General features: G+C 55.6%; 29 protein-coding genes and 1 pseudogene. 19 read left to right on the top strand and 11 right to left on the bottom strand.

Going from position 1 to position 24,429, the window contains the following annotated elements; translation table 11 throughout:
- Positions 1-38: 38 nt before the first annotated feature.
- The 8 genes from IQ241_RS00650 to IQ241_RS00615 all read left to right on the top strand — a co-directional run bounded on the left by IQ241_RS00650 (position 39) and on the right by IQ241_RS00615 (position 4,686).
- Complete coding sequence (locus tag IQ241_RS00650) at positions 39-1,064, top strand: helix-turn-helix domain-containing protein (RefSeq protein ID WP_228021241.1); 1,026 nt, start codon at positions 39-41, stop codon at positions 1,062-1,064.
- 145 nt (positions 1,065-1,209) lie between these two features.
- Positions 1,210-1,386, top strand: a complete 177-nt coding sequence (locus IQ241_RS00645) for a hypothetical protein (protein ID WP_193904474.1) — start codon at positions 1,210-1,212, stop codon at positions 1,384-1,386.
- A 9-nt stretch (positions 1,387-1,395) separates the two neighbouring features.
- Positions 1,396-2,181, top strand: coding sequence for an AMIN domain-containing protein (locus IQ241_RS00640; protein WP_193904473.1), 786 nt, complete (start codon positions 1,396-1,398; stop codon positions 2,179-2,181).
- Entirely contained in the window at positions 2,136-2,420 is a 285-nt protein-coding gene (locus IQ241_RS00635; protein WP_265579865.1) for a TonB-dependent receptor domain-containing protein, read from the top strand. Before IQ241_RS00640 ends, IQ241_RS00635 begins: the two co-directional genes overlap by 46 nt.
- Before the next feature lie 8 nt (positions 2,421-2,428).
- On the top strand, positions 2,429-3,400 hold the full coding sequence (locus IQ241_RS00630; RefSeq protein WP_193904471.1) for an iron-siderophore ABC transporter substrate-binding protein: 972 nt from the start codon (positions 2,429-2,431) through the stop codon (positions 3,398-3,400).
- 230 nt (positions 3,401-3,630) lie between these two features.
- Positions 3,631-3,942, top strand: coding sequence for a DUF1636 domain-containing protein (locus IQ241_RS00625; protein ID WP_322743523.1), 312 nt, complete (start codon positions 3,631-3,633; stop codon positions 3,940-3,942).
- A gap of 32 nt (positions 3,943-3,974) precedes the next feature.
- Positions 3,975-4,295, top strand: coding sequence for a nucleotidyltransferase domain-containing protein (locus IQ241_RS00620; protein WP_322743522.1), 321 nt, complete (start codon positions 3,975-3,977; stop codon positions 4,293-4,295).
- On the top strand, positions 4,288-4,686 hold the full coding sequence (locus IQ241_RS00615; protein ID WP_193904470.1) for a HEPN domain-containing protein: 399 nt from the start codon (positions 4,288-4,290) through the stop codon (positions 4,684-4,686). Before IQ241_RS00620 ends, IQ241_RS00615 begins: the two co-directional genes overlap by 8 nt.
- 150 nt (positions 4,687-4,836) lie before the next feature.
- On the opposite strand, the pseudogene IQ241_RS00610 reads toward IQ241_RS00615, so the two are convergent.
- A pseudogene (locus IQ241_RS00610) lies at positions 4,837-5,031 on the bottom strand (VapC toxin family PIN domain ribonuclease); the annotation flags it as partial.
- 175 nt (positions 5,032-5,206) lie between these two features.
- Between IQ241_RS00610 and IQ241_RS00605 the strand changes: the two are divergent.
- Genes IQ241_RS00605 through IQ241_RS00595 form a run of 3 tightly spaced genes read left to right on the top strand, consistent with a single transcriptional unit; the run spans position 5,207 to position 6,223 of the window.
- Entirely contained in the window at positions 5,207-5,611 is a 405-nt protein-coding gene (locus tag IQ241_RS00605) for a DUF1636 domain-containing protein (RefSeq protein ID WP_228021239.1), read from the top strand.
- 55 nt (positions 5,612-5,666) lie between these two features.
- Positions 5,667-5,954, top strand: coding sequence for a hypothetical protein (locus IQ241_RS00600; protein ID WP_228021238.1), 288 nt, complete (start codon positions 5,667-5,669; stop codon positions 5,952-5,954).
- Positions 5,951-6,223 (top strand): PIN domain-containing protein, encoded by a 273-nt coding sequence (locus IQ241_RS00595; RefSeq protein ID WP_193904469.1) that lies wholly within the window; start codon positions 5,951-5,953, stop codon positions 6,221-6,223. The genes IQ241_RS00600 and IQ241_RS00595 overlap by 4 nt, the downstream gene beginning before the upstream one ends.
- On the opposite strand, the gene IQ241_RS00590 is transcribed toward IQ241_RS00595, so the two are convergent.
- From IQ241_RS00590 to IQ241_RS00580, 3 genes are all read right to left on the bottom strand, one after another.
- Entirely contained in the window at positions 6,220-7,155 is a 936-nt protein-coding gene (locus IQ241_RS00590; RefSeq protein ID WP_193904468.1) for an IS5 family transposase, read from the bottom strand. The two genes, IQ241_RS00595 and IQ241_RS00590, sit on opposite strands and share 4 nt — an antisense overlap.
- A 291-nt stretch (positions 7,156-7,446) precedes the next feature.
- A complete protein-coding gene (locus IQ241_RS00585) occupies positions 7,447-7,791 on the bottom strand; it encodes a DUF2442 domain-containing protein (protein WP_193904467.1) in 345 nt (114 codons plus the stop codon).
- Positions 7,784-8,017: a DUF4160 domain-containing protein gene (locus IQ241_RS00580; protein ID WP_193904466.1), complete on the bottom strand. Its 234-nt coding sequence runs from the start codon at positions 8,015-8,017 to the stop codon at positions 7,784-7,786. The genes IQ241_RS00585 and IQ241_RS00580 overlap by 8 nt, the downstream gene beginning before the upstream one ends.
- Before the next feature lie 95 nt (positions 8,018-8,112).
- Here IQ241_RS00580 and IQ241_RS00575 point away from each other — a divergent pair, with 95 nt between their 5' ends.
- The 5 genes from IQ241_RS00575 to IQ241_RS00555 all read left to right on the top strand — a co-directional run bounded on the left by IQ241_RS00575 (position 8,113) and on the right by IQ241_RS00555 (position 12,629).
- A complete protein-coding gene (locus IQ241_RS00575; protein WP_228021237.1) occupies positions 8,113-8,514 on the top strand; it encodes an allophanate hydrolase-related protein in 402 nt (133 codons plus the stop codon).
- Between the two features lie 73 nt (positions 8,515-8,587).
- A complete protein-coding gene (locus IQ241_RS00570) occupies positions 8,588-9,625 on the top strand; it encodes a formamidase (RefSeq protein WP_193904465.1) in 1,038 nt (345 codons plus the stop codon).
- A gap of 44 nt (positions 9,626-9,669) precedes the next feature.
- The gene (gene biuH, locus IQ241_RS00565) at positions 9,670-10,353 is read left to right on the top strand and encodes a biuret amidohydrolase (RefSeq protein WP_193904464.1); all 684 of its coding nucleotides are present in this window, start codon (positions 9,670-9,672) and stop codon (positions 10,351-10,353) included.
- A 2-nt stretch (positions 10,354-10,355) separates the two neighbouring features.
- Complete coding sequence (locus IQ241_RS00560) at positions 10,356-11,927, top strand: ABC transporter ATP-binding protein (protein WP_193904463.1); 1,572 nt, start codon at positions 10,356-10,358, stop codon at positions 11,925-11,927.
- A gap of 3 nt (positions 11,928-11,930) precedes the next feature.
- The gene (locus IQ241_RS00555) at positions 11,931-12,629 is read left to right on the top strand and encodes a cysteine hydrolase family protein (protein ID WP_193904462.1); all 699 of its coding nucleotides are present in this window, start codon (positions 11,931-11,933) and stop codon (positions 12,627-12,629) included.
- A 149-nt stretch (positions 12,630-12,778) separates the two neighbouring features.
- Here IQ241_RS00555 and IQ241_RS00550 read toward each other — a convergent pair whose 3' ends face one another.
- Entirely contained in the window at positions 12,779-13,000 is a 222-nt protein-coding gene (locus IQ241_RS00550; protein WP_193904461.1) for a hypothetical protein, read from the bottom strand.
- Positions 13,001-13,463: 463 nt separating this feature from the next.
- Here IQ241_RS00550 and IQ241_RS00545 point away from each other — a divergent pair, with 463 nt between their 5' ends.
- Entirely contained in the window at positions 13,464-13,658 is a 195-nt protein-coding gene (locus IQ241_RS00545; protein ID WP_193904460.1) for a hypothetical protein, read from the top strand.
- Positions 13,659-13,697: 39 nt separating this feature from the next.
- The gene (locus IQ241_RS00540; protein WP_193904459.1) at positions 13,698-13,991 is read left to right on the top strand and encodes a pentapeptide repeat-containing protein; all 294 of its coding nucleotides are present in this window, start codon (positions 13,698-13,700) and stop codon (positions 13,989-13,991) included.
- Between the two features lie 156 nt (positions 13,992-14,147).
- Here the strand turns inward: IQ241_RS00540 and IQ241_RS00535 are convergent, their stop codons facing one another.
- The 5 genes from IQ241_RS00535 to ilvC all read right to left on the bottom strand — a co-directional run bounded on the left by IQ241_RS00535 (position 14,148) and on the right by ilvC (position 22,357).
- Positions 14,148-15,353: an acetate/propionate family kinase gene (locus IQ241_RS00535; RefSeq protein ID WP_193904458.1), complete on the bottom strand. Its 1,206-nt coding sequence runs from the start codon at positions 15,351-15,353 to the stop codon at positions 14,148-14,150.
- A gap of 101 nt (positions 15,354-15,454) precedes the next feature.
- Positions 15,455-16,093, bottom strand: coding sequence for a histidine phosphatase family protein (locus tag IQ241_RS00530; RefSeq protein ID WP_193904457.1), 639 nt, complete (start codon positions 16,091-16,093; stop codon positions 15,455-15,457).
- Positions 16,094-16,108: 15 nt separating this feature from the next.
- Positions 16,109-18,667: a glycogen/starch/alpha-glucan phosphorylase gene (locus tag IQ241_RS00525; protein ID WP_193904456.1), complete on the bottom strand. Its 2,559-nt coding sequence runs from the start codon at positions 18,665-18,667 to the stop codon at positions 16,109-16,111.
- Positions 18,668-18,811: 144 nt separating this feature from the next.
- Positions 18,812-21,187, bottom strand: a complete 2,376-nt coding sequence (locus IQ241_RS00520) for a phosphoketolase family protein (RefSeq protein ID WP_193904455.1) — start codon at positions 21,185-21,187, stop codon at positions 18,812-18,814.
- Between the two features lie 174 nt (positions 21,188-21,361).
- Positions 21,362-22,357, bottom strand: a complete 996-nt coding sequence (gene ilvC, locus IQ241_RS00515) for a ketol-acid reductoisomerase (RefSeq protein WP_193904454.1) — start codon at positions 22,355-22,357, stop codon at positions 21,362-21,364.
- A 302-nt stretch (positions 22,358-22,659) separates the two neighbouring features.
- Between ilvC and IQ241_RS00510 the strand changes: the two genes are divergently transcribed.
- Complete coding sequence (locus IQ241_RS00510; protein ID WP_193904453.1) at positions 22,660-22,938, top strand: hypothetical protein; 279 nt, start codon at positions 22,660-22,662, stop codon at positions 22,936-22,938.
- A 20-nt stretch (positions 22,939-22,958) separates the two neighbouring features.
- On the opposite strand, the gene gatA is transcribed toward IQ241_RS00510, so the two are convergent.
- A complete protein-coding gene (gene gatA, locus IQ241_RS00505) occupies positions 22,959-24,413 on the bottom strand; it encodes an Asp-tRNA(Asn)/Glu-tRNA(Gln) amidotransferase subunit GatA (RefSeq protein ID WP_193904452.1) in 1,455 nt (484 codons plus the stop codon).
- Between the last annotated feature and the right edge of the window lie 16 nt (positions 24,414-24,429).

The following is a 24,429-nucleotide window of genomic DNA, read 5'->3' as shown; positions in this document are numbered from 1 at the left end:
TAGAAACACTGTGTGCAGTGCAGTGAGGTGGATCGCAAATGCCTCTAACACTATCAGAGCAAGATTGGGACGAACTATGGTACGAAGGGCAGGAGACCGGTGCGATCAGCCGCTATTCCGACGGGGTCATTACGGGTTGCAAAGGTCACTGCCCCAAAATTGGGGCTGTTCATAAGTGGTCATTACCGCTGCAAAACAGCCTGGAGTTATGTGGCTACGATCATCACCTGACCAACTCTCTAAAGTTAAAATCTCAGAATTATGACGTTGCTCAATCTGTGCTGAGTTTTTTTATTGCCGGAACGGCCAGAACTTATCTGCATGGTTTGACCGACACCGTTTACGAGTCTCCTGGGTACACTTATTTAAGCGGCATCACTGGCGTTTCCGAGATGGAAGACTGGGCCGCCGACCAGCAAATTTCCCGAGTTCAAGTTTGCTTTGACCCGGCTGAATTTCTTCAAAGTTTTTCTCCCGCTCAGTTAGCAGCGCTGCCTGTGGAGATTCAGCGGGCTGCCACGGGCGAACGTATTCAGCCCTACTACTACCAAGGGGCCATGACCGCTGCCATGCAGACGGTAGTTCACCAGATTTTGCACTGTCCCTATCAGGGGCTCATGCGGCGACTTTTTCTGGAAAGCAAAGCCCTGGAGCTGTTAACTCTGCGGTTTTGCCAGTTTACAGAACAGGCGCAAACGTCTACACAGAAATCAGAACTAAAACCAGATGACATCGAGCGTATTCACCAGGCCAGGAACATTTTGATTAACCAGTTTGATCAGCCCCCTACCTTGATAGAACTAGCGCGACAGGTTGCCATCAATGATCACAAGCTGAAGCAGGGGTTTCGCCAGGTATTTGGCACCACAGTATTTGGCTATTTACACAACTACCGCCTGGAGAAAGCTCAGCATTTATTAGCTGCAGGCGAGAGAGTCATTGATGTGACCCACAAAATTGGCTTTGCCGATCGCAGTCATTTCGCGGTAGCTTTTCGCAAAAAATTTGGGCTCAATCCCGGCGAGTATGCCAGACAGCGGCGACACAACTCAAAGGGGGCTTAGCACAATACTCCGGATATCCCTCTAAAAAGCTCCGGCAAGCCATCATTAGAGGCACTTTTCAGGCATCACTCCCTGTACTTTTATTGAGAAAGGTTCTCGAGTAGTTTTTCGGGAACTGAGAATCTACAAACTGGTGTATGGAGTTATGGCCAATCAATTCGTGCGTCTGGTAGTGGCATCGGGTATTTTGCCATTTCTGCTGATGCCCAACGGTTTTGCCTCAGAAATAGATGCTCAAAAAACAGACAGCCCTTCTCACGCTCTGCCCTTTACCCCTACCGTTCCCGCTGTGCCTCCGCCCGCAGCGACCGTCGGAGCATAGGTTGCTCAGATGGCGCAATTGCCGGTACAGATCACCAATGTTCAAGTGACTGCCACGGATAACGGGTTGGAAGTGAGATTAGAGTCATCTGAGGCGTTGGCTGCTCCTATAACCTCGGTAGTGGGCAATGCCCTGATCGCTGATATTCCCAACGCAGCGCTGGCGCTGGCTGAAGGTAACGAGTTTCAGACGGCTAATCCGGCAGCAGGTATTGCCCTGGTAAGTGTAATGGGCCTCTCGAATGGGCAAGTACGGGTTTCGATAACCGGGACGGATGCCCCGCCTACAGCTACTCTGAACCCTGAAGCTCAGGGCTTGGTGCTAACTGTACTACCGGGAATAGAGGCAGCAACCACCCCCGAAGAAGCGATTCAAGTCACCGTCACCGGGGAATTAGACACAGGATACACTGTCGATGAGGCGACCACTGCTACGCTAACCGACACTCCCTTGCGGGACATGCCCCAGTCAATTCAGGTGATTCCCCGCGAGGTCATCGAAGAACAGCAGGTGATCCAGATTCAGGATGCCTTACGCAATGTCAGTGGTGTTCAACAGACCAACACCTTTGGCGGGTCGCGTGATTCTTACATCATTCGTGGCTTTGACCAGTTCCGCGGAGCTTTTTTACGCAACGGCTTCCGTGAAGGGGGACTGAGTTCGCCGCCAGTGGAAACGGCTAATCTGGAACGAATTGAAGCCCCGATGAGGGCAATCAGCTGGCGGGCGTGCCGCATAACTCCGGTAGTTTGTGGACCACCTATGAGATTCAATCAGGCAATTTACAGGGGTTAGGGGCAGGAATCGGGCTATTTTTTGCCAGCCAATGGGAGGGAGATCGCAGCAATACCTTTACCGTCCCCGGCTATGTACGTACCGATGCCAGCCTGTTCTACCGGCGTGAAACCTGGAATGCTGCGCTCAATTTCAGAAACCTGTTTGACGTGAATTATATTGAATCCGCTGACAGCCGCATCCGTGTCAGTCCCGGTACTCCGTTTACGATTGTCGGTTCCATTTCTGTCGAATTTTAGTCAACTCTATGATGCCTTCATCCCTCAGTAAGATGTATCGGCTACTCCGATGGCTGTTGCTGGTGGTGTTTACCATTGGGGTCATCCTTGCCTGTACACCAGGCCCATCGCCAATCCTTGGCCCTTCAGAAACGTCCAGCCCCGATTGTCGAATTGTCCAACATGATATGGGGGAAACCTGTATACCTATGAATCCACAGCGAGTAGTTGGCATCGGCGGTGCTGGCTTTTTTGCCCTGGATTTGGGGGTAGAACCCGTCGGCATCTGGCACAGCGAATTGACTAAAATCTTAGGAATTCAGCAACAGATTCAGGCCATTGAAAATATTGGCGATCCCCCCAATTTAGAAACGCTGGTTGCTCTCAAACCCGATTTAATTTTTGGCTGGGGCGGGCAAGAGATTTACAATCAGCTTTCCCAAATAGCGCCGACGGTACTCAAAGATTGGCAACATATTGGGCAATGGAAAGAGATGCTGATGTATTATGCCGACTTGCTCAATAAAACTAAGGTGGCTGAGCAACTAATGGCCACCTATTATCAGCGGATTGAAGAATTTCGCCAGCGCTTGGGAGTTCCTCCAAATCAAATAGAGGTTTCCGTGATGCGAGTACGCCCAGAAGTATTCGATTTAGAACTCAAACAATCCTTTTCCGGCACAATTATCGAAGATGTCGGCCTCAGACGTCCTTCAGCTCAGCAGCAAGACATCTTCGGTTTATTCGATCTCAGTAAAGAACGCCTTGCCGATGCCGACGGCGACGTCATTTTTGTGTGGACTTATGGCTATCAGAATACTGTGGCTAAAGCAGCCCAATTTGCTTTAACCAACCTCCAAACTGATCCCCTCTGGCAGCAGCTTAATGCTGTAAAAAACAACGCTGTTTATGAGGTACCAGGCTATTGGATCGGCGACAACGTAAAAGCAGCCAACCTGGTTCTCGATGATTTATTTAAACATTTGGTAGACAAGAAATAAGCCCATGTCCAAACATACTTTATTAATCTGCAAATCCTGCAAGTTCAAAACTGATCAGCCCGATGCCGACGCCCCGTCTGAAGGGCGCATCCCAATTATGCAAGCCCTCAGCATTGACCCTCATCCCCCAACCCCTTCTCCCAAAATAGGAGAAGGGGAGCCGGATTCAAAGTCCCTCTCCCGTCCTGGGAGAGGGATTTAGGGTGAGGGCAGACAGGACGTCTACAAAAGTGGGATGCACCCCGTCTGATGGCAGCCAATTACTTAACAAACTCCAAGCCCAGAATCAAACCTGGCCTCATCAAGCCGACCTCGACATTCAAGAAGTCGGTTGCCCTTGGATCTGTAGCCAACCCTGCGCCCTTGCCTTCTCCGCTACAGACAAAGCCACCTACCTCTTTACCAATGTTCCTGCCGCCGAAGCCGAAGCCCTGCTTCAGTTTGGCGCACTTTACCTCAACAGCCAGAACGGCGACATCCCCTGGAAGCAGTTTCCAGAAGCTCTGAAATCTACTGAAGTCGCAAAAATCCCAGCAGTGTAGAATGGTTCAAAGCCTCTGAATGAGTTAGCCTTGTGACCCAACTTACCCTTGATTTACTAGAGCAAATGACCCAACGATTGGTCTCTGCACTCAAACCAGAGCAGATTATTTTGTTTGGTTCTCACGCTTACGGGGAACCCACTGAAGATAGCGATGTTGATATCTTGGTCATCGTCTCTCAGTCAGACGAACCTCGCTACCGGCGGGCGCGCAAAGCCCACAGAGCACTGCGCGGGATGGGCATTCCTAAAGACATCCTGGTCATGACTCGCGCAGAGGTAGAGCGCCAGGCCAGTGTATCCAACTCGTTAGTCAGTCAAGCCCTTCGTCAAGGTAAAGTTTTATATGGATGATGCCCAGCTCGAAGAAATTCAGCAGTGGTTGATCAAAAGCCAGCGAGATTTGAAAGTCGCTCAAGTACTGCTTGATAACAAGGAATCTTTACTCGATGCAGTTGTTTATCATTGTCAGCAGTCTGCTGAAAAAGCGTTAAAGGCCTATTTGGCATCTCAAAACAAAGCGTTTATGAAAACTCACGATGTGGATGTTTTAGTAGGACTTTGTTCGTCTTCCGAACCTGATTTTCAAAGCCTGCAAGAAGCAGCAGAAATCTTGACTCCCTACGCAACAGAATTTCGATATCCAGGAGGTTTGATTGAGCCAGAAAGACGTGACGCTGAAGAAGCTTTAGAAATGGCCGTATTGGTCTTGAAATATGTGACTCAACGGTTACCGAAGCAATGAGCCATATCTGATCCCACCCTACTTTGGCAAACTCTATCTGAATAGCCAGAACGGTAACATTCCCTGGAAACAGTTCCCTGAAGTGCTGAAATCCGCAGCGATCGCCAAAATCCCATCTGTTTCTGAGGGTTGAGTTTGTTGATTTATCTGTCAGCACCAATCTGCGATCGCTAATTCCGAAACCCTAGAAAATTCTGCAACATTATGGGTAACGAGTGTTGCCTGAAGTGAAAGTGCTACCCTTGCAATCAAAACATCGATCGTTCCAATCGGTGTGCCTTGCCGTTCCAATTGAGCCCGAATCGTAGCCACAGTCAAAGCGGCATCCCGATCAAAAAGAACTACATTCTCCAGCACGAATACTTTCCAAACTAGGAAAGTCATCTGCCCAAGCGCCAGTCAAAGAGTCAACCAGTTCTGTCCAGGGGAGCGAAGTGTTTGCCGTATTTGTTAATGGATTTTCGATCGAGTGCTTGGAACCAATAAATTCAGCAAAAGCTAAAACCTCGTTTGCTCGATCTTGAGGAAGACTTTTGACAAGAGTATAAATCTGTTCAGCAATAGTCATCACTGTGCCCCCGAGCAAAGTAAGATTTCAATCCATGCCATCCTCATTCTAAACGAACTCTCTGACGATCCCAAACTGCTCAACCAACTCCAGACCCAGCATCAAACCTGGTCACATCAAGCTGAACTGGAAATTCGCGACGTCGGCTTTGTCTGGGCCTGCTCTAGCCCCTGTGCTATAGCCTTCTCCGCCCCAGACAAAGCCACCTACCTGTTCACCCAGGTTCCTCCCACCGAAGCCGAAGCACTGCTCCAGTTCGGCGAACTCTACCTTCATAGCCAGAACGGCGACATCCCCTGGAAGCAGTTTCCCAAAGCACTGCAATCCGCACAAGTTGCCAAAATTCCAGCGGTCTAGGAAGCGATAGGTGCCATACTAGAAGTAGCATTCAGGACATGGGAAAGGCTGAACGATGAAAACCATAGAAACGATTGCCACAGTCAACCATGAAGGAAAGCTAATGATTGAGCTAGCATCAGACTTGCCACCAGGAACGCATCGCGCAGTAGTAGTGATTGATGAAGCATTGTCAGAACCAACCATAGCGACTAGCGAAGATTTGACCATACAGTCGGAAGTTGTTAGAACCGCCTGGACAGCTTTGCGTGCCCACGCTGGCACAGTAGAGATGCCAGAAGATTGGTCAAAAGAGCACGACCACTATCTTTACGGCACCCCGAAGCGAGAGCGCGCTCAATGAGCAAAGAGCGTTTGTTTCTTGACACCGTGTTTATTCAAGCCCTCTACAATTCCCGCGATCAATACCATGCTAAGGCACTGGCTTTATTGCCTCTGGTTGAAGCCGCCGCAGGAGTGTGGATTACAGAAGCCATTTTGATTGAAATCGGCAATGGTCTGAGTGCAGTGAATCGGCAAGGAGCCGTTGAGTTTATTCAGCTGTGCTCTCAAACGGCTTTGTTGCATGAATTGAGAAAGGGACAGGGGTTTCCCATCTCGGTCGTTTTCTAGGCTGCAACGCGGTAGCTATCAGGCATTCCGAGCTGCGTCATCCGGTTGAGCGCCTTACATTCAATCATCAACTCGGTGGTTTGAGCTGCTATCTTTCTGGCACACACCTCACCTGTGAAAACGGTTTTGAGTCGGTACATCCCCGTCTCGCTGAGCGAACGGCGGTGATAGTTGACTTCTTCTTTCCAAGCTGAGCGATCCACTTTGCGGATGCGTCTGAGGTTCTCATCGCGCGGATGAGCCGGGCCTTTGCGGTTGCCGTGGAACCAGATCTTGGCATCCTTGCGCGGCGGTATCGCCGCCGTCGCCTCGCGCTCGTCAATCGCATCGTAGCAGTGGCTCTGGTCATAAGCGCCGTCACCGCTGACCTGGTCTATCTCATCATCGATCTCGTCAAGTAGCTCGGGCAGCACTTCACCATCGTGAGTCGAGTTCGGCGTCACCACAGCCGCCAGAATCTCACCTGTCGCTTCGTCTATCCCCACGTGCAGCTTGAGCCAACTGCGGCGCTTGCTCACGCCATGCTGACGGGCTTTCCATTCGCCTTCGCCATAGACTTTTACCCCAGTACTATCGACCACGACATGGCGGGCTCCTTTCGCAGGCTGCACTGACAAGTCTATGTTCAGACCCTTGGCTCGGCGTGAGAGCGTGCTGTAGTGCGGCAGGTCTAGCTCGACTGACATCAGCTCGAATAAAGAGCGAGCAAACCCGATTGTCTGGCGCAGCTTCAAGCGATACACTGTCTTCAGCGTCAGCAAGGTCTCTATCGCTAGGTCACTGTAGGTATTCGACGCGCCTCGCTTGCCAGTCTTTTGCTTGTTCTTCCAGGCGCTCAGCACCCCTTCATCTATCCAAACGGTCAGGCTCCCTCGGGCCTCCAAGGCGGCATGATACTCTGACCAGTTGCAGATGCGGTAGCGGCTTTTCATGCTCTCCCTTACTTCGACTATTATCTCAACCGTATCGATTCATTCTTGCTCATCACAACTGCCTATCGAACGATTTGTGCAACAAAGCCCATCGAAAACGCTTAGACGGCGAATGGTAGTTAGTCAGTTTGATGGGCTATGTTTGCTTTTGGAGCCTCATGCTTTTGATAATTGGGATACTTGAGTCACGGCCAATTTTGAAGTAAATCTGCGATCGCGCCTTCTAGACGCTTGGCCAGCGACGCATTTTGCATTGAATATTATCTCCGGAGATAGCCAAATTTAAAACTACTATTTGACCAATGAATTCATCCATTTCTCCGTTCCATAGACGCCCTGCATCAGGCTATGCACCAAGAGATCGGCATCGAGTTCGGGCCAATGCAGCGCCATGCCGTTGCCCATGATTTCGATATTTGCGATCGCGCTCTCAGAGCCGCCAGCAACGCCTTGCAGCAGGTTTACATCAAACGAGCGCTGTATTCCCGCTGTTGTCTCGATGTGCAGCCGTCGAGTCGCACGATTGTAATAAGCTCGTTGGGCGTGGTGCTGGGTCTGCTGTTGACGTTGGCCTTCGGCACGGGCCGCCGCAATTTCGGCGTCCACCGCTGCATCTATATCAAGATAGTCAACCATAGAGTTCCTCCCACTTCTCAAAGATTACCGCTTGATACTTTGCGGTTAACTGTTTCGCTTTCTTAAGGTCTTTTTTGGAATATTCTCCCATGACGGCTATGAGCTCTAAAGTCTTAGCGTTAATTTTGGCTTGGCTGCCCCTCTTATAGGCATGCACGTGAACTGGATCGTGGTCGTTAGGATAAACCATGCCTCTAAAGCCATTATCGTTAAATACCGTTGGCATGAATGCTGACCTGAGTGGCGCAGAAAGCTGTCGAGAACATGGCCGCCCTCCTCAAGGCTCGTGGTTAAATTGGGACTACGTTTAGGAGACTGCTGATGGAGTTTTTGAAACTGGCCGTGAATGGCACATTGATGAAAGGATTGGAGCTGAATCCAAATTTGGTGGACGTGGGGGCGACCTTTGAGCGAGAGGCCGAGACGGAGCCCGCGTATCGGCTGTGGACGATTGGCGATCGCTATCCCGCCATGGTACGAGTCAAAGCCGGGGGACGCGCGATCGCGCTGGAGGTCTGGCAGGTTCCCCCGGCGGGGCTAGGGCAAATTCTCGTGCAGGAGCCGCCGGGGCTGGCAATTGGCAAGGTGACGCTGGCCGATGGGGAAACCGTCTTGGGCGTGATTGGCGAGCCGCTGACAGTCGAAGGGCAGATAGAAATTACCCAATACGGCGGCTGGCGAGCCTATCGGGCGGCAGTTGAGGCAGCTAAGAAAAATACCTAAAGATGCAGCATAGGACACAGAATCGGGGAAGCGCGATCGCTCACATTTAAACCCGTAGCGATGTAATGACTCCATGAGTGGACTTGGCGGCCTGAATAAATCTCCCAACGGCGTGGTGCTGGGGATGGTGCAGCTCCAGCTGCCCCAGGTGGTGACGCCCGACGATCTAGCCGAGCAGACCGATCGGATCTGCGCCATGGTGGCCAAGGCTCGGCGCAACATGCCCTCGATGGATCTGGTGGTCTTCCCCGAATATGCGCTGCACGGCCTCTCGATGGATACTAATCCCGACATCATGTGTCGGCTAGACGGACCAGAAGTCGCCGCCTTTCGCCGGGCCTGTCAGGAGAACAGCATCTGGGGCTGCTTCTCGATCATGGAATACAACCCCCAGGGTAACCCTTACAACAGCGGCCTGATTATTGACAGCGCAGGCGAACTCAAGCTGTACTACCGCAAGCTCCATCCCTGGGTGCCGGTTGAGCCTTGGGAACCGGGCAACATCGGTATCCCCGTCTGCGAAGGTCCAAACGACAGCACCCTGGCCCTGATTATCTGTCACGACGGCATGTTCCCCGAGATGGCGCGAGAATGCGCTTACAAAGGGGCGGAAATTATGCTGCGGACGGCGGGTTACACCGCCCCAATTCGTCACAGCTGGCAGATTACCAACCAGGCCAATGCCTTCTGCAACCTGATGGCGACCGCCTCAGTTTGCATGTGCGGCAGCGACGGCAGCTTCGACTCCATGGGCGAAGGGATGATCGTCAACTTTGACGGGGTGCCGTTGGCCCTGGGCAGCCACCGTCCCGATGAAATCATCACTGCCGAAGTGCGCCCCGACCTGGTGCGCGAGGCCCGTCAGCACTGGGCGGTTGAGAACAACATTTACCAGTTCGGTCATCGCGGCTATGTTGCCGTTAAGGGCGGGGCGCAGGACTGTCCCTATACCTATATGAAAGATTTGGTAGACGGCAGCTATCGCCTCCCCTGGGAAGAACAGGTGGTGCATAAAGATGGGACGTCCTGCGGGTTTCCTGTTCCGAGTCGGACGTATGAGGGGGAGGAGATTTCGGCTGAGGTGGCTGGGGTGATGGAGAGTAGAGGGTAGAGGGATGGGGTGTTTTCGAAGCGTCGCTGTAGGCGTTAGGGGTGATGGGAAGAACCGTTAAGTCAGAGCCTTATTCTTATCCTTACAATGGCGATCTGCGGCCTGAGAATACGGCGCTGGTTGTGATTGATATGCAGACTGACTTCTGCGGGCGCGGGGGCTATGTCGATGCGATGGGGTATGACCTGAGTTTGACTCGGGCACCGATTGAGCCGCTGCAAGAGCTGCTAGCGGTGATGCGGCGGCTGGGCTATAGCATTCTGCATACGCGGGAAGGGCATCGGCCCGACCTGTCTGACCTGCCCGAGAATAAACAGTGGCGATCGCGGCAGATTGGCGCGGGTATCGGCGACCCTGGCCCCTGTGGCAGAATTCTGGTGCGGGGCGAGCCGGGGTGGGAGATTATCCCCGAGCTGGCACCGCTGCCGGGGGAAACGGTGATTGATAAGCCGGGGAAGGGGGCTTTTTATGCCACTGACCTGGACCTGCTGCTGCGCCGCAGGCAGATTCAAAACCTGGTACTGACCGGCATTACCACCGATGTCTGCGTCCACACGACGATGCGCGAAGCCAACGATCGCGGCTACGAATGTCTGGTGCTTTCGGACTGCACCGGCGCTACCGACTCCGGCAACTATCAGGCGGCGCTGAAGATGATTACGATGCAGGGTGGGGTGTTTGGCGCGATCGCGGACTCCGCCGATTTTATTCAGGCCATTCAGGACTAGCGATGGATATTGCCGCCGCGCCGACGCCAACCACTGCTGCCGACCCGCCCAGCCGTCCGCCCCAGCTTGACGTGGTGGACATGACCAAGCGGTTTGGCCGATTAGTCGCACTGGACCAGGTTTCGATGACCCTTAAACCCGGTACGATTCATGCGCTGCTAGGTGAAAACGGGGCGGGTAAGAGCACTTTAGTAAAATGCGTCATGGGCTTCTATCAGCCGACGGCGGGGCAGGTGCTGATTGACCAGATGGCGCAGCCCATCCACAGTCCCCAAGCCGCTCATGCCCACGGCATTGGCATGGTGTATCAGCATTTCACCTCGGTCCCCGCTATGACCGTCGCTGAAAATCTGGTGCTCTCTCGCTATGAAGGACAGGCGTTAATTCGCTGGCAGCAGGAATATGAGGAACTGCGGGCGTTTATGGCGCGATCGCCCTTTCAGATTGACCTGGAGACGCCGGTATCCCAGCTGGCGGCGGGACAAAAGCAAAAGCTGGAAATTCTCAAGCAGATTTATTTGAAAAGCCGGATCCTGATTCTGGATGAGCCCACCTCTGTGCTGACGCCGGGGGAGGCAGATGAGGTGCTGGGGCTGCTGAAGGCTGAGACAGAACAGGGAAAGCTGAGCATTCTGCTGATCACCCATAAGTTTCGCGAGGTGCAGGCGTTTGCCGACGAGGTAACGGTTCTGCGCAAGGGCCAGCTAGCGGGCCAGGGGCAGGTTCAGGATCTCACCAATCAGGACCTGGCTGAGATGATGCTAGGCCAGTCTCGCCCGCCGCAGACGGTGGATAAGCTGATCGACCTGGCCGCTCACCCGGTGCTCAGCGTCAAAGACCTGCACGTCCAGCGAAATGATGGCCTGGACGCGATCCAAGGAATAGACTTGCAGGTTCACAGCGGTGAGATTGTCGGCATTGCCGGGGTTTCAGGTAACGGTCAGCGGGAACTCATCGAGGTGCTAGCAGGCCAGCGCACGGCGAGTCGCGGTACCGTCAGCGTTCAGGGCGAACCCTACTACGCCACCCGGGCTGAAATGGCGCGGCATCAGGTCTTTGCCCTGCCCGAAGAGCCCCTGCGCAACGCCTGTCTGCCAAACATGAGCGTCGCCGAAAATATGGCGCTGCGCAGCTTTGACCAGCCACCCCAGGCCAGATGGGGCTGGCTGCTGAGCTTCCGGGCGATTCGCTCGATGGCTCGCAAGCTGGTAGAGACCTTTTCAGTCAAGACGCCGTCGGTGGAGACGCCGATCAGCCATCTTTCCGGCGGTAATGTGCAGCGGGCGGTGCTGGCCCGCGAGCTGTCGTCGGACTCAATCCGGCTGCTAATCGCCGCGAATCCCTGCTTTGGACTGGATTTTGCCGCTGTCGAGTTTATTCACCGCTCCCTGGTCGAAGCCCGCAATCGCGGCGTTGCCGTGCTGCTGGTGAGCGAAGATTTAGACGAGCTGCTAACCCTGGCCGACCGCATTCTGGTGATCAGCGAAGGCCGACTGGTCTACGAAAGCGCGATCGCCGATGCCGACCGTTCCACCATCGGCCAGCGGATGGCCGGACAGTTAGAACCCAGCTAAACCATGCCGACGATTGCCGCCCTCCCCTACCCCTACAAGTTCCCAGACGATCCCCAGGTGGCGCTGCTGATCATCGACATGCAGCGAGACTTTCTAGAGCCCGGCGGCTTTGGCGAGGCCCTGGGGAATGACGTCTCTCGGCTCCAGGCAATTGTGCCGACGGTGCAGCGCTTGCAGCAGGCGTTTCGCGATCGCAACCTGCCGATTATCCAAACCGTCGAAGGCCATCAGCCCGACCTGTCGGACTGTCCTGCGGCGAAGCGAGATCGCGGTCGGGGTCAGCTCAGGATTGGCGATTTTGGCCCGATGGGCCGCATTCTGGTGCTGGGCGAACCGGGGAACCAGATTGTGCCGGAGCTTTTGCCCCATATGAGTGAAACGGTGATTCGCAAACCCGGCAAGGGCGCTTTCTATAAAACCGAGCTGGAGATTATTCTGCAAGCCAACGCCATCACCCACCTGATCATCACCGGCGTTACCACGGAAGTCTGCGTGCAGTCTACGCTACGCGAGGCCAACGACCGGGGTTACCGCTGTCTGCTGGTCGAAGACGCCACTGAGAGCTACTTTCCTGAGTTTAAGCAGGCGACTTTGGCAATGGTGCGATCGCAGGATGCGCTGCTGGGCTGGACGGCGACTGCGGACCAGGTTTTAGCCGGGCTTTCCGAAGTTCAAGCGGCATCGTTTTTGAGCGGGCGCTAGCGCTGAAACTGAGCCATCGGCCATGTGGCCATGGCTGACGGCGCTTCATTGCAATTCGGGCATCCATCGTAGCTAGCTGAATCCGCTGTACCCGTCACTGCTCAAAAGCCATAGCTGTATCAGCATCGAATGCAATGAGAGGCAGCACTCTAATAATCGCTGATAAGACGCTCCATCATGTTATATCCTCTCACAATATCATCTAAGCTGCGAACGCGATTGATGTATGCGTGACAGCCAAGAATTTGCTCATGAAAAGTTATGATTGATACGGCAAAGTCCGACAGCGGATGTTGAACCATGCGCGCCGAAAGGTTGGTGTAATCCTTTCCTGTTTGACGTTGGAGAATGCTCAAGTGATCTGTATCCAACAGATACTTCATGGAGCATCTTGCGTTTCAAGAGGAGACTCATCCCCCCGACGAATCATTTTCCCGTAAGCGAGTACCTGGTCAAAGGCAGGCTCATCTTTGAAGGACCCTGAAACTTGTTGAAACCAATTTTTTGATTGGGAAACTAAAGCTTGTTCTTGTAGCTTAGCGATCGCGGCTTCTACTGCTACAACTCACTCCTCTAATGAAGTATTTACCGTCATTGCAGCCGCAGCGGGTCGGCGAGGTGGCTGCCGTCGGCAGTGAGGGCTACGCTGAAGTTGCCATCTATAGTTGTGAACGTAGTCTTAGAAGTGGTCTTGGCTTGCAATGAAGCCGACGAGGTGGCCGAACTCGTGGAGGATGATGGTGAGCAGGTCGTAGTGTCCGTGGGCGATAGAGTCTGAGGTGGCTTGGAAGTTATACTCGGTTGTGTGGAGGCTGAATTCGGAGCTTTTCTCGGATGGGGCCATTCGCGCAGCGGGCGCGGCAGCGCTTAGAAACAGCCGGTACCGTTGGCGTCATCCTCTATGAGGATGGTGCCTGCAATGGGGTGGCCTTGGCTGTCAAGGTGGACAATTTGGGCCTCGGCAAGCTGGCCGGTGGGGAGGTTCTTGATGACGAGGTTGAGGTTGAATGGAAGAGTCTGAAGGAATGAGCTCCAAGTGGGTATTGTTGTGTTTTGGAGATTATAGTTATGACTGTCGAGGAGTTGTTGGAGCGCTATGCTGCTGGGGAACGAGATTTCTTCGGGGTTGACTTGAGTGGAGCTAAGTTGGACAAAGTCAATTTGAGTGGGGCCAACCTGAGCATAGCTAAGCTTGATGGGGCTGATCTATGTAGAGCTAACCTGAGCAATACTAATTTGAGAGGTGCCAGTTTGACCAAATGGGCTCAGCTGCTTGAAATTAATTTTACTGGAGCCGACCTCACTGAAGCCAATTTAGATACCGCCGAGGCGATGGTGCTAACTTCATCAACGCCGTTTTGAAGTGGGTTAGGGGTCCCGTCTGTGAAAGAGGCTTGTACCATCATACCGTTCTGGATGATGGCACCATAATCAAAGGGCCGGTCCAAGATTGAATCAGTGCTTTTAGCGGGAGTAGATACTGTATCGCGGGCTAAGCTGCAAGAGCGAATTCAGGAGCTACAGAAGCCTGAGGCAGTCCTGCGCGATCGCCCATTCTTCCTGAGTATGAATCGCCCAGATTCGCACCGCCGACTCAGCCGTCGCGATATCGCGGTATTCGTCAGTATGCTGATTCGCTTGGGCATCGAGTTGGAGATTCAAAAAGCCAAACGCCTCGCAGGCGGCCTGACGGACGGGCGGGCTGTGCTCGCCGATGCCGCCGGTAAAGACCAGCGCATCCAGACCGCCGAGGCTGGCCAGCATCGAGCCGATGCCGCGACGGAGGCGGTGAATAAAGACATCATAGGCCAGCTGCGCCCGCGGATTGCCCTTTGACTTGGCCTCTGAAACCGCCCGCAGGTCGTTGGAAATGCCCGAGAGGCCCTTGAGCCCAGACTCCTTATTCAGCAGCTGATCGAGCTGGTCAGGCGTATAGCCCTGCTGCCGCTGCAGGTAGATCAGAATACTCGGATCGACCGCCCCAGAGCGGCTGCCCATCATCAGCCCGTCCAGGGGCGTAAACCCCATGGTGGTATCGACGCTGCGGCCCTGACGAATAGCAGCGAGGGAGCAGCCGTTACCCAGGTGACAGGTGATCAGCCTCAGGTCAGCCAGGTCAGCGCCCTGAAGCTGCGCCACTCGCTCAGCACAGTACTGATGGCTGGTGCCGTGGAAGCCATAGCGCCGAATTCCCTGGTCGAGCCAGTCGTAGGGACCCGGATAGGTCGCCGCCGCCTCGGGCATTTGGGCATGAAAGGCAGTGTCAAAAACGGCCACCTGCGGAACGTTGCCCAGCAATTTCTCAATCGCCTCGATGCCCTGGAGATTGACCGGATTATGAGCCGGGGCCAGGGGAGCTAGGGACGCGATCGCGTCCTTCACCGCCGCATCAATCACTACGCTCTGCTGATAGTCCTCACCGCCATGCACCACCCGATGCCCCACCGCATCGATTTCGCCCAGCGCCTCAATCACTGCCGTAGGCCCCTCAATCAGGGTTTCCAGCAGCGCCTTCAACCCCTCCGTTCGGTCAGTCGTCTCCACAGCAGTTTGCTGAGACTTCCCCTCCGCCGTCTCAACCGACAGCTCCACCTGCCCAGGCTGATGGGTCCAATCCAGCTGCCCCTGCCACAGCGGCGGAGCGGGGTCACGATTTTGCTGATTCAGCTCATACAGCCGACACTTATGACTGCTCGACCCCGCATTCAGCACCAAAATTTTCATCACCGTAGGCCTCTCGTTCGGCCATCCCTAACGCCTACGGCGACGCTTCGCGCACACTCCATCACTCGATCACCCCATCACTCGGTCACCCCATCACTCCCTCAAGTCCCCTCCCGATTCGCCAGCTCCGGCGGCAGATGAGACCGATCCCCCAGCCGTTGCAGCATCGGGCCATACTTATCAAACCGCACGACGCTAATCGCGGCCACGGGCATATCGATCCGATGGCGATAGCGGCCCAGGTCAATCCCCAGGAGATTGCAGAGGATAATCCGAATGGTGGCTTTGTGAGAGACCACCAGCACATTGCCATCCCGATACTTTTCTTCGATTTCAGCAATCACGAGGGAGGCGCGGCTGGCAATTTGAACCGTGGTTTCGCCGCCGGTGGGCGGGTTCCAGGCCGGTTCAGCCAGCCAGCGAACATAGTCTTCGGGATAGCGATCGCGCACTGCCGCCTGGGTCTGGCCTTCCCATTCGCCATAGTCGATCTCCTTCAGCCCGTCGCGCTGCTCCATCGCGCAGCCCACTGCCTGGCAGAGCGGCTTCGCGGTCGCAACGGTACGCTGCATTGGGCTGACGTAGACGGCTTCCCAGGGCAGCTTCTGATAGACCTGACCAAACGCTTCGGCCATCGCCGTCCCGGCCTCGGTCAGGGCCGGATCGATCGAGCCGCAGTAGCCGCCGGTCTGGCTCGCCTCGGTTTCACCATGGCGAAGGAAATAGATCTGTAAACTCACGGCGATACCAGTACGCTAGATTGCGCCCTCTTGAATATGGGCCACCATTTTGCTGTATTCCTGCAGCTCGATGGATACCGGATCGACATGCCAGATTTCTTTGCAGTATTCGCGCACGGCCCGATCGGAGGAAAACTTACCCATCCGAGCCGCGTTGAGAATCGACATCCGCAGCCAGTTCTCCTGATCTTGCTGGTAGACCTTGCCCACGTGATCCTGACAGTCAATGTAGGACTGGTAGTCGGCCAGGACAGTGAATCGATCCTGCTGGAGCAGGTTGTCAATCAGCGGCTTGAAGGTCTCCGTATCGCCACCGGAGAAGAAGCCAGAGCTGATCAGGTCGATCACGCCTTTGAGCTCGGCATTTTCTTCGTAATACTGCCAAGGCTGATAGCCACTCGCCTTCAGCGCCGTCACCTCATCCGCCGTCATCCCAAACAGGAAGAAATTCTCCGCCCCGACCTCTTCGCGAATTTCCACATTGGCCCCGTCCAGGGTGCCAATCGTCAGCGAGCCGTTCAGCGCAAACTTCATATTGCCCGTCCCCGAAGCTTCAAAGCCGGCGGTTGAAATTTGCTCAGACAGGTCTGAGGCAGGATAGATCGGCTGGCTGTTGGTGACGTTGTAGTTGGGGATGAACACCACCTTGAGCCGGTCTCGCACCACCGGGTCACGATTCACAATGTCGCCCACGGCGGTAATCAGCTTGATGATCAGCTTGGCCATGAAGTAGCCAGGGGCCGCCTTGCCCGCAAAGATAAAGGTGCGCGGCGTAATCTCCAGATCGGGATTTTGCTTCAGTCGTCGGTACAGGGTGATGATGTGCAGTGCGTTCAGCTGCTGCCGCTTGTACTCGTGGATCCGCTTGATCTGGACGTCAAACATTGAGTCGGGGTTGACCTTGATCCCGGTCAGGCGCTCGATTCGTGCGGTTAGAAAGCGCTTGTTGGCCTGCTTGATTTCTCGCCATTCGTTGCGGAAGGCAGGATCGTCCACGTAGGCTTCGAGCTTGCTGAGCTGGTCTAGCTGGGTCGGCCACGCAGTGCCGATATGCTGATCGATCAGCTTGGCCAGACGCGGATTGCTCAGTACCATCCAGCGGCGCGGCGTGACGCCGTTGGTCTTGTTGACAAACTTTTCTGGGAAAAGCTCGTAGAAGTCTTTGAGCACTGTTTCCTTGAGCAGCTCAGTATGCAGCTCAGCGACGCCGTTGATCGCATGGCTGCCGACGCAGGCCAGGTTTGCCATCCGCACATAGCGCCCGCCGGTTTCTTCAATTAAGGACATCCGGGCAATCCGCTCATTGTCGGGGCCAAACTTCAGCCGTACCTGGTCGAGGAAAATTCGGTTGATTTCAAAAATGATTTCCAGGTGGCGCGGCAGCAGCGATCCGAAGAGGTACATCGGCCAGCGCTCTAGGGCTTCGGGCAGCAGCGTATGGTTGGTGTAGGCAAAGCTTTTCTGAGTGATCTCCCAGGCCAGATCCCAGGCCATCTCGTGGTCGTCTACCAGCAGGCGCATCAGCTCGGCGATCGCGACCGCCGGGTGGGTGTCGTTCAGCTGTACGGTAAATTTCTCAGGGAACTGCTCTAGCGGCAGCCCCTCTGACATCAGTAGCCGAATCATGTCCTGCAGCGAGCAAGAGACGAAGAAAAATTCCTGCTCCAGCCGCAGCTGCTTACCCTCTAGCTTGTCGTCATTGGGGTAGAGCACCTTGGAAATATTTTCAGAAATAATTTTGGAATTGACCGCGCCGTAGTAGTCCCCCCGGTTAAAAGCGTCGAAGTCAAAAGATTCCGGTGATTCGGCCCGCCACAGCCGCAGCGTATTAGCCGTGTTCACCTGATAGCCCAAAATCGGCGTATCGTAGGGAATTCCCCTGACGACTTTGTCGGGCACCCAGTTCACCTGGTAGCGGCCCTGGTGGTCGGTATAGCCTTCGGTGTGGCCGCCGATTTTGACATGGACGGCCCATTCGGGTCGCCGCACCTCCCAGGGATTGCCCCAGCGCAGCCACTGATCGGTTTTTTCCACCTGCCAGCCGTCGTGAAAAGCCTGCTCGAAGATGCCGAACTCATAGCGGATGCCATAGCCCAGGGAGGGAATTTCCAGCGTGGCCATGGAGTCCAGGTAGCAGGCCGCCAGCCGCCCCAGGCCGCCGTTCCCCAGTCCCGGCTCCTGCTCCTGATCCATGATTTCTTTCAGGTTCAGGCCCAGCTCTTCCATCGCCTGCTCAAACAGGTCGTAGAGCCCCAGATTGATCAGGTTATTGCCCAGATACGGCCCCATCAGGAACTCAGCCGAGAGGTAGACCGCCGTGCGGGCGTGGGTTCTGCGGTAGGTCTGGCCGGTGCTGAGCCAGTGGTGCAGCATGCGATCGCGCACCGTATAGGCCAGCGCCATGTAGTAATCTTTTGCGGTGGCAATGTCGGGCGACTTGCCCTGGACGTAAAACAAATTGTCTAGAAACGCGCGCTTCAGGGTTTCCAGGCTCAGCCCGGTGCGGTCGTCCTCAACCTGAACGGACAGAGGAGAATTGCGGGCGAAGGAAGTTTCGACGTCTCTAGCTTGCATAGGAATCTTCGGGAGTAGAGGGCAGTCAGGCGAGGGAGCAGATAGTTTGGTTCCTGGCCGTTAAAAGCAGGTCAGCCAAAATACTCTGCCCCCTAAGGTATACCGAGAGCTTCTCAATTAACAAGCCAATCCGATACATAACGGCTAATAGGGCCACTGCCAGTTTTTAATTTCGGGCAGATCGTCGCCTCGCTCGGTGACATAGCGCTTGTGCTCAATTAGCTTATCCTGCATCGCCTGCTTCACGTAGGCCCCGGTCGATTGCAGGCTAGGCACGCGCTCAATCGCGTCCATCACTAGGTCAAAGCGATCGAGGTCATTCAGCACAACCATGTCAAATGGCGTGGTGGTCGTGCCCTCTTCCTTGTAGCCGCGCACATGCAGGTTGTGATGGTTGGTGCGGCGGTAGGTGAGCCGGTGGATCAGCCAGGGATAGCCGTGAAAGGCAAAGATAATCGGCTTATCGGTGGTAAACAAGCTGTCAAAATTTTTGTCGCTGAGGCCGTGGGGATGCTCGCTTTCGGGCTGCAGGGTCATCAGATCGACCACGTTGACGACGCGAATTTTGAGCTCAGGGAAGTTTTGCCTGAGGATATCGACCGCCGCCAGCGTTTCCAGTGTCGGCACGTCACCGGCGCAGGCCATGACTAAATCGGGCTCGCTGCCCTGGTCGTTACTGGCCCAGTCCCAAATGCCGACCCCCTTGGTGCAATGCGCGATCGCGCTGTCCATATCCAGGTACTGGAGCGAGGGCTGCTTACCGGCCACGATCACGTTGATGTAGTGGCGGCTGCGCAGGCAGTGATCGGTCACCGACAGCAGCGTATTCGCATCGGGCGGCAGATAGACCCGCACGACTTCGGCCTTTTTATTCATCACATGGTCGATAAAGCCCGGGTCTTGGTGAGAAAAGCCATTGTGGTCCTGCCGCCAGACATGGGAGGTGAGCAGATAGGTGAGCGAGGCCAGCGGCTGCCGCCAGGCGATATGGCGGGTGGTCTTCAGCCACTTGGCGTGCTGGTTAAACATCGAGTCCACAATGTGGATAAACGCCTCATAGCAGGAGAAAAAGCCGTGACGCCCGGTCAGCAGATAGCCCTCCAGCCAGCCCTGGCAGGTGTGCTCGCTGAGCATCTCCATCACCCGGCCGTCGGGGGCTAGGTGCTCGTCCTCAGGTTTAATTTCGGCCGCCCAGGTGCGATCGGTCACCTCCAGCACCGCCGACAGCCGGTTTGAAGCGGTCTCGTCCGGCCCCACCAGCCGAAAATTGTCCATATTCAGCTTCATTACGTCCCGCAGGAAGCCGCCCGTTACCTTGGTTGCTTCGGCATAGATGGTAGCCGGCTTTTCGACTGGTACGGCATAGTCGCTGAAGTCGGGCATCTTCAGGTCGCGCAGCAGCACGCCACCGTTCGTATGCAGATTCGCCCCCATCCGCCGTTCGCCCTCGGGCGCTAGGGCCTTGAGCTCGGGGATCAGCGCTCCGGTTTCGTCGAACAGCTCTTCGGGCCGGTAGCTCTTCATCCACCGCTCTAGCTGCTGGACATGGTCGCCCTCCTGAGCCATGTTTGACAGCGGCACCTGGTGCGATCGCCAGAAATCTTCGGTCTTTTTACCATCCACCTCAGCCGGGCCGGTCCAGCCTTTGGGCGTCCGCATCACAATCATTGGCCATTGGGGCCGCTCGCTGGAGCCGCCGCTGCGGGCCTCCTGCTGGATCGCTTTGATATCCGCGATCGCGGCCTCCAGCGTCCGCGCCATTGCCTGATGCACCGGCTCGGGATCGCTGCCTTCGACAAAATAGGGCTTGTAGCCATAGCCGACAAACAGGCTCTCCAGCTCCTCATGGCTGATCCGCGCCAGCACGGTGGGGTTAGCGATCTTGTAGCCGTTGAGGTGCAGAATCGGCAACACGGCCCCATCGGTGACCGGGTTGAGAAATTTGTTGGAATGCCAGGCGGTCGCCAGCGGCCCCGTTTCGGCCTCGCCATCGCCGACCACGCAGGCCACGATCAGGTCGGGGTTGTCAAACGCTGCGCCAAAAGCATGGGACAGCGCATAGCCCAGCTCGCCGCCTTCATGAATCGAGCCCGGCGTCTCTGGGGCGACGTGGCTGGGGACGCCGCCGGGGAAAGAAAACTGCTTGAACAGCTGCTTCATTCCCGCTTCGTCCGGTGAAATATTGGGATAGACCTCGCTGTAGGTTCCTTCTAGATAGGTATTGGCCACCAGCCCCGGGCCGCCATGCCCTGGCCCGGTGATGTAAATCATGTTCAGGTCCTGGGCCTTGATCACGCGGTTGAGATGAGCGTAGATAAAGTTCAGCCCTGGTGTGGTGCCCCAGTGACCGAGCAGGCGAGGCTTCACATGCTCCAGCTGGAGTGGCTGCTTGAGCAGCGGATTGTCGAGCAGGTAAATCTGCCCTACTGATAAGTAGTTAGCAGCCCGCCAGTAGGCATTGATTTTAGAGAGTTCTTCGGCTGAGAGGGGGTAGGTCTTTGTCGTTTGCGCTACAACCATGAGCTTTGTACCAGCAATTACAGGTGATCTAGCGTCTGGAATCTAGACGCTTGCTTTGCTGGTCATGTTAGCGCTTGTTTATGAAGGAACCATTAACCTACGAAGAAAGATTCTAACCCCCTGACATTCAGAATTGAATAATTCCAGCCATAACATCCCTACCGCTAGACTTACCTAAACCTTTTTGAGCCAGCTGAACATCGCCCGCAGGTCCTTGCCGACTTCCTCGATCGGGTGCTCAGCCTCTCGCCGCCGAACGGCGTTGAATCCGGCTTTGCCAGACATATTTTCCAGCACAAACTCGCGGGCAAACTGGCCGGTCTGAATTTCCTTGAGAATTTTGCGCATCTCCGCCCGGGTCTCATCGGTGATAATCCGCGGCCCGCGGGTATAGTCGCCGTACTCGGCCGTATTCGAGATGCTATCGCGCATGGTAGCCAGGCCGCCTTCGACGATTAGGTCCACGATCAGCTTCACCTCGTGCAGGCATTCAAAGTAGGCCAGCTCCGGCTGATAGCCCGCTTCCACCAGGGTTTCAAAGCCCGACTTGATCAGCTCGCTGAGGCCGCCGCAGAGTACGACCTGCTCGCCGAACAGGTCGGTCTCGGTCTCTTCTCGAAAGGTGGTTTCCAGAATGCCCGCCCGGGTGCCGCCGATGCCTTTGGCGTAGGCCATGGCGCGATCGCGGGCCTGCCCAGAAGCGTCTTGGTAAATCGCAAACAGCGCCGGGACACCCTGCCCCTGCTCGTAGGTGCGCCGCACCAGATGACCCGGCCCCTTAGGCGCCACCATCACCACGTCAACCCCAGCCGGTGGCACAATTTGGGCGAAATTGATGTTAAAGCCATGGGCAAAGGCCAGCACGTTGCCCTCCGCCAGGCCGGGCTCGATGCTTTCGGTGTAGACGGCGCGCTGCACCTCGTCGGGCAGCAGCACCATGATGAAATCGGCTAGCTTAGCAGCGTCAGCCACCGGCTTTACGGTCAGCCCGGCCGCTTCGGCCTTGGCGACCGAGCGGCTGCCTTCGTAGAGGCCGACGATCACGTTCACGCCGCTGTCCTTCAGGTTGAGCGCGTGGGCATGTCCCTGGGACCCGTACCCGATAATGGCAACCGTTTTGCCATTGAGCAAATGCAGGTTGGCATCGGTGTCATAGTACAGGCGGGCCATGGGAAAATCTCCTTCTGCAGGGTGAAACAAATACTCAATTAGTCAGTCTTTAATACTATCAAAGCGCAAGCCAAAGCGTATGCCCGATGGAGAATAACCCTGTTCTAATTGGGCAAGATACAATAATTGCGTGGGCAGAAAAATCCATAGCTCGGTGTGAGGCAGCTTAACGGCACGTGAGGGTTGAATGTCCAGCGATTGAATGCTGATGGTAGATAGCTGAGTCTGACCTAAAGATTCAGATTCGATTAAAGCCTAACCCAGCTCAGTAGAGCTGCTCATCCGTCGTGGAGATAGCAAACTTGAACATTTTTCAGGATCAGCGTCTGTGGCTGCTGTACCTGGTGGTCGCAGTCGTCGTTGGACTGGCTTTCGGCCGTGCCCAGTGGCAGGAGCAGTCCCAACAGTCCGCCTACGGCCTGACCCATGAGCCCGATATGGATGCTTGGCTGGTGGTCGCGATCGCGGCAATCGGCTGGCCCATTGTGCTGCCGATATCGCTCGTGGAGCAGCTGAAGCAGTTTATTATCGGCCGCAAGCTAGCGCGCGAAGCCCGACGGCAGGCAAAGAAAAAGCGCTAGTACTATAAGTCGGCCATGGCTTACTGGGCAGCGTAAATGGCAGGCCGTCGGGTATGCCAATCCGTGGCTTGCTCGTAGGCATGGCCCACCTCAAACAGCAGATCCTCCCGCAGCACGTTGCCAATCAGCTGTAGACCAATCGGCAGACCGGAGGCGTCAAAGCCACAGGGCAGGCTCATCCCGGGCAGGCCAGCCAGGTTCACCGGGATCGTCATCAGATCTAATAGATACAGGCTGAGCGGGTCATCGACATCGCCCGCCTTAAAGGCGGTAGTCGGGGCAGTTGGGGAGACCAGCACATCAACTTCCCCAAAGGCGCGCTCAAAGTCTTGCTTAATCAGCGTGCGCACCTTTTGGGCCTTGAGATAGTAAGCGTCGTAGTAGCCCGCCGACAGGGCATAGGTGCCGATCATAATCCGCCGCTTGACCTCTGGGCCAAAGCCCTCTGCCCGGGTCTTGGCATACATCGAGAGCAGGCTAGACTGCTCGGAGCGCAGGCCGTACTTGACGCCGTCATAGCGGGCCAGGTTGGCCGAGGCTTCCGACGGGGCAATGATGTAGTAGGCCGATACCCCATAGCGAAACTGCGGACAGGAGATCGTTTTGACCTCAGCCCCGAGCTCTTGCAGCTGCTTTACTGCCGCCGCCACTGCGGTTTCTACCGCCGGGTCGATGCCTTCGCCCAGGGTCTCTTGAATCACGCCGATTCGCCGTCCTTTGAGCGAGGGCTTAAAGCATTGGGTATAGTCGGGAATTTCGACCTTCAGGCTGGTTGAGTCTTTGGGGTCGTGCCCGGCAACTGCCTGGAGCAGAATAGCGGCGTCCTCAACGGTGCGGCCAAAGGGACCAATCTGGTCCAGGGATGAGGCAAAGGCCACCAGACCGTAGCGAGAGACCAGACCATAGGTCGGCTTCAGCCCCACCACGCCGCAGAAGGCAGCGGGCTGACGAATCGAGCCGCCGGTGTCGGAGCCAAGCGCGATCGCGCATTCTCCACTCGCCACCGCCGCCGCCGAGCCGCCGGACGACCCACCCGGCACGCGGGCCGGGTCCCAGGGGTTGGCCGTCAGCTGAAAGGCCGAATTTTCGGTAGAGCTGCCCATCGCAAACTCATCTAAGTTGGTCTTGCCGATGCAGATCGCGCCTGCTTCAGCCAGCCGCTGCGTCGCGGTCGATTCGTAGGGCGGCACAAAATGCTCCAAAAATTTAGAGGCGCAGGTGGTGCGAATACCACGAGTGCAGAGGTTGTCCTTAATCCCGACCGGAATTCCGGCCAGCGGGCCGATCTCGTCTCCAGCAGCAATTTTTTCGTCGATTTGCTGAGCCTGCGCTAGGGCCTGATCCGCGGTGACCGAGATGAAGCTGTGCAGAGTGGGCTCCAGAGCCTGAACGCTATCGAGATGGGCTTGGGTAATCTCAACGGCGCTGCGGGCTTTTTGGGTCAGCTGACGATGCAGCTCGCGAATCGCGGACATGCGGGCTCCTGTGGGC

It is taken from the genome of Vasconcelosia minhoensis LEGE 07310 (assembly GCF_015207255.1).
GTDB classification, from domain to species: domain Bacteria; phylum Cyanobacteriota; class Cyanobacteriia; order Phormidesmidales; family Phormidesmidaceae; genus Vasconcelosia; species Vasconcelosia minhoensis.
The sequence above is the reverse complement of the archived record's forward strand: the minus strand, read 5'-3'. Positions and strand labels throughout refer to the sequence as shown.

Bases quoted from the DNA above. Each gene is read 5' to 3' on its own strand.
- IQ241_RS00545 (WP_193904460.1), top strand. From the start codon at position 13,464: ATGGGGCCATTCGCGCAGCGGGCGCGGCAGCGCTTAGAAACAGCCGGT.
- IQ241_RS00525 (WP_193904456.1), bottom strand. From the start codon at position 18,667: ATGCAAGCTAGAGACGTCGAAACTTCCTTCGCCCGCAATTCTCCTCTG.
- IQ241_RS00590 (WP_193904468.1), bottom strand. From the start codon at position 7,155: ATGAAAAGCCGCTACCGCATCTGCAACTGGTCAGAGTATCATGCCGCC.
- IQ241_RS00535 (WP_193904458.1), bottom strand. From the start codon at position 15,353: ATGAAAATTTTGGTGCTGAATGCGGGGTCGAGCAGTCATAAGTGTCGG.
- biuH (WP_193904464.1), top strand. From the start codon at position 9,670: ATGGGAAGAACCGTTAAGTCAGAGCCTTATTCTTATCCTTACAATGGC.
- IQ241_RS00645 (WP_193904474.1), top strand. From the start codon at position 1,210: ATGGCCAATCAATTCGTGCGTCTGGTAGTGGCATCGGGTATTTTGCCA.
- ilvC (WP_193904454.1), bottom strand. From the start codon at position 22,357: ATGGCCCGCCTGTACTATGACACCGATGCCAACCTGCATTTGCTCAAT.
- IQ241_RS00520 (WP_193904455.1), bottom strand. From the start codon at position 21,187: ATGGTTGTAGCGCAAACGACAAAGACCTACCCCCTCTCAGCCGAAGAA.
- IQ241_RS00615 (WP_193904470.1), top strand. From the start codon at position 4,288: ATGGATGATGCCCAGCTCGAAGAAATTCAGCAGTGGTTGATCAAAAGC.
- IQ241_RS00630 (WP_193904471.1), top strand. From the start codon at position 2,429: ATGATGCCTTCATCCCTCAGTAAGATGTATCGGCTACTCCGATGGCTG.
- IQ241_RS00580 (WP_193904466.1), bottom strand. From the start codon at position 8,017: ATGCCAACGGTATTTAACGATAATGGCTTTAGAGGCATGGTTTATCCT.
- gatA (WP_193904452.1), bottom strand. From the start codon at position 24,413: ATGTCCGCGATTCGCGAGCTGCATCGTCAGCTGACCCAAAAAGCCCGC.
- IQ241_RS00560 (WP_193904463.1), top strand. From the start codon at position 10,356: ATGGATATTGCCGCCGCGCCGACGCCAACCACTGCTGCCGACCCGCCC.
- IQ241_RS00540 (WP_193904459.1), top strand. From the start codon at position 13,698: ATGACTGTCGAGGAGTTGTTGGAGCGCTATGCTGCTGGGGAACGAGAT.
- IQ241_RS00650 (WP_228021241.1), top strand. From the start codon at position 39: ATGCCTCTAACACTATCAGAGCAAGATTGGGACGAACTATGGTACGAA.
- IQ241_RS00640 (WP_193904473.1), top strand. From the start codon at position 1,396: ATGGCGCAATTGCCGGTACAGATCACCAATGTTCAAGTGACTGCCACG.
- IQ241_RS00570 (WP_193904465.1), top strand. From the start codon at position 8,588: ATGAGTGGACTTGGCGGCCTGAATAAATCTCCCAACGGCGTGGTGCTG.
- IQ241_RS00555 (WP_193904462.1), top strand. From the start codon at position 11,931: ATGCCGACGATTGCCGCCCTCCCCTACCCCTACAAGTTCCCAGACGAT.
- IQ241_RS00600 (WP_228021238.1), top strand. From the start codon at position 5,667: ATGAAAACCATAGAAACGATTGCCACAGTCAACCATGAAGGAAAGCTA.
- IQ241_RS00575 (WP_228021237.1), top strand. From the start codon at position 8,113: ATGGAGTTTTTGAAACTGGCCGTGAATGGCACATTGATGAAAGGATTG.
- IQ241_RS00595 (WP_193904469.1), top strand. From the start codon at position 5,951: ATGAGCAAAGAGCGTTTGTTTCTTGACACCGTGTTTATTCAAGCCCTC.
- IQ241_RS00585 (WP_193904467.1), bottom strand. From the start codon at position 7,791: ATGGTTGACTATCTTGATATAGATGCAGCGGTGGACGCCGAAATTGCG.